Raw genomic sequence first — 6,255 nt, forward strand, 5'->3', positions numbered from 1 at the left:
TATGGGAATGTTTGATTTCCCGGATGACGGGCTCACGCCGCAGAACCCTCTGGCCGATTTGATTGGTAACCACGAGCTGCGCGGCGGTTTGCAGGGAGCCCCGGGCAGCTTGGATGACCTGGGCGGTGGACTCGGCGGAGTCGGAGAAGGCGGCGGATTCACCGGAGGCGGCAGCGGCCTGACCGTCGAGTACGGCGGGCGCGAATACTACGTAGACGAACTCAACTCTCACGATCCCAATGCCCACGACCCCAACCGGGCACCCGGCCAGCGCAGTGGCGCCCACTCAGGCACCCACCCGGAAAGCCACTCTGGCGCCAGCCCGGGGAGCAACTCGAGCGTCGACCCGGGCGCCAACCCAAGCGCTGGCCCAGGCTCCGACCCGGGCGCCCGCGCGTGGTACGGCAGCGGAGGCGTGGAGGAGTCCGTCACCATCGCAGACGACCAGGGGATGAGCATCCTTAGCGATACGGACGGCGACGGCAAGGTGGACTACGTCTCTTCAGTTTCCTACGACGGACGATGGTCAGCCTGGCGGTGGATAGAGACCGGTGAGGCCGAAGGGGCGTCAGAAAGAAAGAACAGCAATACCCCCGATCCGGGGAACAATCAATGGCAGGCAGATGCCTGGAAATGCGTTGATCGGGGGGAATGGGGCTAGCCGGGGTGTGATGTACAACCACTGGCCACGGAACCAAACCACGGCCCCGGTGCTTCACGATAGTCTGGGGGCGGAAGGGATACCTGTGTCTTCGCGCAGGCCCGGATAATTACAGATCACAGCTATATCGAACGCCCAATAACCGCAGGATTTAGTAGAGTTAATGGTGAATACAACCGGGTTTGAACTGGACGTTTAAACATACGGCTGGCTAGCGCATGATTGTGCATACTTGGCCGGGCCGGGTTGTGGGACACAAACACGTAGGGAGAAAATCGATGACCATTCGAGGGCTTGTCGGCGAGGCGCCCACCAAGAACCAGGAAATGCTGAACTGGATCGAGGAGGCCGTGGAGCTCTTCCAGCCAGAATCAGTCGTGTTCTGTGACGGCTCCGAGGAGGAGTGGAACCAGCTGGCAGAGCAGCTGGTCGAGCACGGCACCCTGATCAAGCTGGACGAAAAGGCACAGCCGAACTCCTTCCTGGCACGCTCCAACCCGGCAGACGTTGCGCGCGTGGAGTCCCGTACCTTCATCTGCTCCAAGACCGAGGAAGACGCCGGCCCCACCAACAACTGGATGGACCCGGAGCAGATGCGTGCCGAGATGCGCGAGCACTTCTCCGGCTCCATGAAGGGGCGCCGCATGTACATCGTGCCCTTCTGCATGGGCCCGATCACCGATCCGTCCCCGAAGCTGGGCATCGAGATCACCGACTCCCCGTACGTGGTTATGTCCATGCGCATCATGACCCGCATGGGTAAAGAAGCCCTTGACAAGATCGGCGAGAACGGCGAGTTCGTGAAGGGCCTGCACTCCGTGGGCGCTCCGCTGGAGCCGGGCCAGGAAGACTCCACCTGGCCGTGCAACGACACGAAGTACATCACCCACTTCCCGGAGGACCGCGAGATCTGGTCCTACGGCTCCGGCTACGGCGGCAACGCCATCCTGGCTAAGAAGTGCTACGCACTGCGCATCGCCTCCGCCATGGCGCGCGACGAGGGCTGGATGGCAGAGCACATGCTGATCCTGAAGCTGATCAGCCCGGAGGACAAGGCCTACTACATCTGCGCGGCCTTCCCGTCCGCATGTGGCAAGACCAACCTGGCCATGATCCAGCCGACCATCCCGGGCTGGCGCGCAGAGGTCGTCGGCGACGACATCGCATGGCTGCACTTCGGCGAGGACGGCCGCCTGTACGCCGTGAACCCGGAGAACGGCTTCTTCGGCGTGGCACCGGGCACCAACTACGCTTCCAACCCGATGGCCATGAAGTCCATGGAGCCGGGCAATACCCTGTACACCAACGTGGCTCTGACTGACGACAACAACGTCTGGTGGGAGTCCAAGGAGGGTGAGCCGCAGCACCTCATCGACTGGCTGGGCAACGAGTGGACCCCGGATTCCGGCAACAAGGCCGCACACCCGAACTCCCGCTACTGCGTGCCGATCGAGCAGTGCCCGGTTGCCGCACCGGAGTTCAACGACCCGAAGGGCGTGCCGGTTTCCGCCATCCTGTTCGGCGGTCGCCGTGCGGACACCGTGCCGCTGGTAACCCAGGCTCGCGACTGGAACCACGCCACCTTCATCGGCGCCACCCTGGCTTCCGGCCAGACCGCCGCTGCAGCCGAGGCTGCCGTTGGCTCCCTGCGCCACGACCCGATGGCCATGCTGCCGTTCATTGGCTACAACGCCGGTGACTACCTGCAGCACTGGATTAATATGGGCAACAAGGGCGGCGACAAGATGCCAGAGGTCTTCCTGGTGAACTGGTTCCGCCGTGGCGAGGACGGCCGCTTCCTGTGGCCGGGCTTCGGCGAGAACTCCCGCGTGCTGAAGTGGATCATCGACCGCATTGAGGGCCGCGTGGAGGCCGACGAGACCGTTGTTGGCTACACCGCTCGCTACGAGGACATCGACACCGAAGGTCTGAAGGAGACCGAGGAGGACATCCGCGAGGCACTGTCCGTGAACCCGGCTGACTGGGAGCGCGACCTGGCCGACAACGAGGAATGGCTGAAGTTCCTGGGTCCGAAGGTTCCGTCCGAGGTCTGGGACGAGTTCAAGGGTCTGAAGGATCGCGTGGAGGCTGCGAAGTAGCTGTTAGTTGCGCTAGCGCCTCAGGGGCGCTGCGCTGCGTAGCGCTGACAGCTCGCGTCCGCGAGCGTGCTGGCGCTTGGCGCTGAACTAGGCAAAGCGCCGGGAGAGTTTTCCTCCCGGCGCTTTCTTTGTTGCCCAGGCCTCTGGGGCCTGTGTTGGTTAAACCGTCCCAGCGCCGTTTCCGCGCGCCGCATCAGCCCCATCAGCCCCACGAGGCGCAACTAGCCTCCGGAGGACTACGGCGCGCCCTTGCAAGGCCCATCGCTAGGGGTCAAATGTCGGAAAAGTTGCAAAACGTAAATTTCGCCACACGCCCCTAACCACGCAAAACGCCCTGACCAGGCATTTCGCATAGATGAAAAATGTGCCCAATAACGTTTTGCAACTTTTCCGACATTTAAGCCGAAGTCCCAGCCGCCTGGGAGCGCGACCTGGCCCACGGCGCGGCGGTTGACCTACGCGCCGGCGCGGATTGCTGCACCTAGGCCGCAACAAACACTGCCCGGGTCGCAACAAACACTTCCAGGGCGGTGTAGTTAGCCGAAGAAATTGGTCCGCTCGCGGGTGATGAATGCACCCTTGCCATTATTGGAGTTCCAGCAGGTCAGCCCCTCATGAGCGGAATGGCAGGCGTAGCGACCGTAGTAGACAGTGGTGCCGTAGGGGACGGTTTCTGTTGGTGCGTGGTCATTGATATCGGCACCTTGGGGAAAATACGCGGGAGGGTCGTTCTTAGGCCCAACAGTCTGAGCGTCGACGTCCACCCACCAGTTGGCGTATTGTCCACTTTTCCCGTGCGGTTGGCTTTCCCGGTAGGATGCGACACCACAGTTCAACGAGTCTTTTTGGATGTCACAGCCGATATTCTCACTCGGGGTCTTGAAGACCGCGATATCTCCTAGACTGTTGTGCTTAATCGTCCGCACCGGACGGGCATCTGAAGGAATTGGCCCACCGGCCTTCGCGTAGGCGCCTTCGGGGAGGTTCTTATTCGCGGAGGCTGAGGCGTCGCCGTCAGGATTGGGCTTGTTGCCTCCCTTTCCGTCTCCCTTCTTCACATAACCGGCAGGAAGGTCGGGATTAGGCTTTTTTACCCTTCTTTTTCTTGCTTTTATCCTTGCTATTGGAGCCATCGGATTTCCCGGATTTCGCAGAGGAGTTGCCGGACCCGAAGTTGGGGCCAGACTGGTTTTTGTTTAGCCCGCTCGCGTCGTCGGCGGCGTACCATTCCAGCTCAACCTGTCCGGCCGGAGTGCCTGTGACCTGGCTCCATTCGCTGTGCTCGCCCTCGGTGAGCTGCTTGCCGTCGAAATTGTAATGAATCGTTGGCACTTCCGGGCGCCCGCTTGTGTAAGACCATTCGTAAATTCCGTCTCCCTCGCTGGAAGCCGTTACGTTTGCGCGAGCTGCAGTGGTTCCCGCGCCCGTCACCAGTTCTTTATCTACGGCAAAAGGCTTTCCGTCCTTGCCAATTGCAATAAAAGTCACCGGTGAGAAATACTTGCAGTCATTCTTGAGTAACAACTCCGGAACTTCATCATTATTCGCCTCAATCAGTGCATAGGAATAAGTTCCAGTCGGGTGATAATCGTCGCGGTCGGAATGGTCGCGCTCGTACTTTTCCGGACTATCCAAAACATCCTTGTATGCATTGATCGCCTGCTGCGTCGGGTCGGCCTTCGCCTCCTCACCGCTTTTATTGTCGCCCTCATCTGCGCTGCTCGCCGCGGTGTCTTCCTGAGGTTCATCACTAGAACAGCTGGTCGCCGCTAAAGCCGCTATGGTCATGACGCCCACAGCCCCAACTCGCCACCGGTCCCGCTTCGTGCGGGCGCTTGTGTGGCCAGCGTTCTTCGAGGTGAGGTGGGTGAGGGTGGAGCGCAAACGCATGGATAATCCTTTGCTAGGGGTGAGAATTAGGTTTCGCTTCTTAGATGTTACTTATAGGTGCAATATTTCCGCTGGCTATTGGATGGTCTCCCTGGGGCTCCCTAACCCCTAAAGCTAGGGTTGGCACTGTTAGGACAGCATGTGATTGCTTGCGGCAAACAAAACGAGTCCTCAATACTTACATCGTGCTTTCAATGATTGCCGGAGTTCCCGGCCACCCTTTGTTTATTCACGCGGCTGTGGTTTTTGCACCAGTCGCTGCGCTCGCCAGCATTTGGTGGGCTGTTCGACCTGAGTGGAAGAAGCTTTTGCAAGCCGCTGTGGTCATCAATTTCTTGTCTGCTGTGTTTACCTGGCTTGCGCGTTCATCGGGCGAAGCTCTGCTGAAGATGCAGGGGCTTTCCGAGGAGAATCCCGGCCGCCTCGCAAAGCATGCAGAGTATGCAAACTACCTCACGGCCAGTGTGATCGTATTGTTTGTTGCAGTTGTTGGATTCTTCCTTGTTGACCGCTTCGTTTCTCTGCCTACTTGGCTGGCCAACGTGCTGCGCGTCATTGCTGTGTTGGCTGCAATTGCAGTCGTCGCGACAGTCGTGATGACTGGTCACGAGGGTGCTGTGCAGGTCTGGAACGACTAAAGAAGTGTGTTGCAGGAACCAACGCTCGCACGTTGACTAAAGCGTCAGTCTCGAAGTCCCCGGTGCTCTAGTCTGGGAGGCATGAGTACCGAAGATCAGACCACTGAAGATCAGACCGCCGAAGATCAGACTCGGCATGATCAGCAATCACCGCAGGCCAGCCGATGGGTGGTTAGCGATTTCATTGATATCGATGTCACGCCGGAGGAAGTCTATGAGCTAATCTCCGATGTCACCCGTACCGGAGAATGGTCGCCAACGTGTAAGCGCTGCGAGTGGCTGGGCGAACCTGGCCAGGTGGGGAGTCGTTTCAAGGGAACCAACGAAACGTCCGAGCGTACCTGGGAAACAGTATCCCAAGTTGTAGCAGCGGATCGCCCGCGCGAATTCGCATGGGTGGTTGGGCCGGATGCTCAGCCTGGCGGTTTCGTACGCTGGGGCTACCGTGTGGAGCCGCTCGGTGGGGCTGCGGGCAACGCTGCGGGCATGCGTACGCGACTCTACGAGGATTGGAATTTTCACGAGGCCGGCCGAGCTGCGTTCTTCAAGAAGTGGGGTGACCAGGGTGAATCCGAAGCGGAGAAGCGCCGCGAAGCTGCCCTGGCGGGGATTCCCGAAACGCTCGCGACTATCAGGAAGATTGCCGAGGCTGGCAAATAGGTAGCCCACAAAGCGCAACCCGGCACCCCGTGGCGTAGTCAAACTGGCTCCCTGTAGCGAGAGATGTTGGCTCTTTGCGGCTGGGGGGGGAGCTCCGCGGTGGATAAAAACCTGTTCTGCAGAGGGGTGTTCCGGGTGCATGGAGGGGTTACAGAATCGGAAATGTCGTTAGAACGGGAATGCGCAACCGTGCGCCATGGTCCCCCTACCGGCCGCAGGCCTCTGAACTGCGGTTTTACGGTAATAAAAATTGTTCGCAGTAACGTATTCTCGTTCTAGCGACATTTGAGCCAACACCCCGCTTCGC

At 59.8% G+C, this 6,255-nt stretch carries 6 protein-coding genes; 4 read left to right on the forward strand and 2 right to left on the reverse strand.

The window, feature by feature from the left end; translation table 11 throughout:
- The first annotated feature begins 7 nt into the window (after positions 1-7).
- Both QKE30_RS07870 and QKE30_RS07875 read left to right on the forward strand, forming a co-directional pair.
- Positions 8-661, forward strand: a complete 654-nt coding sequence (locus QKE30_RS07870) for a DUF6802 family protein (protein ID WP_239201957.1) — start codon at positions 8-10, stop codon at positions 659-661.
- Positions 662-939: 278 nt separating this feature from the next.
- Entirely contained in the window at positions 940-2,760 is a 1,821-nt protein-coding gene (locus QKE30_RS07875) for a phosphoenolpyruvate carboxykinase (GTP) (protein ID WP_239201955.1), read from the forward strand.
- 536 nt (positions 2,761-3,296) lie between these two features.
- Here the strand turns inward: QKE30_RS07875 and QKE30_RS07880 are convergent.
- Together QKE30_RS07880 and QKE30_RS07885 are read right to left on the reverse strand one after the other, a co-directional pair.
- Positions 3,297-3,893 (reverse strand): hypothetical protein, encoded by a 597-nt coding sequence (locus tag QKE30_RS07880; protein ID WP_347934529.1) that lies wholly within the window; start codon positions 3,891-3,893, stop codon positions 3,297-3,299.
- Positions 3,841-4,557 carry a hypothetical protein gene (locus tag QKE30_RS07885; protein ID WP_347934530.1) on the reverse strand — a complete coding sequence of 239 codons (717 nt, stop codon included), beginning with the start codon at positions 4,555-4,557 and terminating at the stop codon, positions 3,841-3,843. Before QKE30_RS07885 ends, QKE30_RS07880 begins: the two co-directional genes overlap by 53 nt.
- Positions 4,558-4,835: 278 nt before the next feature.
- Between QKE30_RS07885 and QKE30_RS07890 the strand changes: the two genes are divergently transcribed.
- On the forward strand, positions 4,836-5,288 hold the full coding sequence (locus tag QKE30_RS07890; RefSeq protein ID WP_347934531.1) for a hypothetical protein: 453 nt from the start codon (positions 4,836-4,838) through the stop codon (positions 5,286-5,288).
- 81 nt (positions 5,289-5,369) lie between these two features.
- Complete coding sequence (locus QKE30_RS07895) at positions 5,370-5,948, forward strand: SRPBCC family protein (protein WP_239201949.1); 579 nt, start codon at positions 5,370-5,372, stop codon at positions 5,946-5,948.
- The last annotated feature ends 307 nt before the right edge of the window (positions 5,949-6,255 follow it).

It is taken from the genome of Corynebacterium sp. c24Ua_83, assembly GCF_039907245.1.
GTDB lineage: Bacteria > Actinomycetota > Actinomycetes > Mycobacteriales > Mycobacteriaceae > Corynebacterium.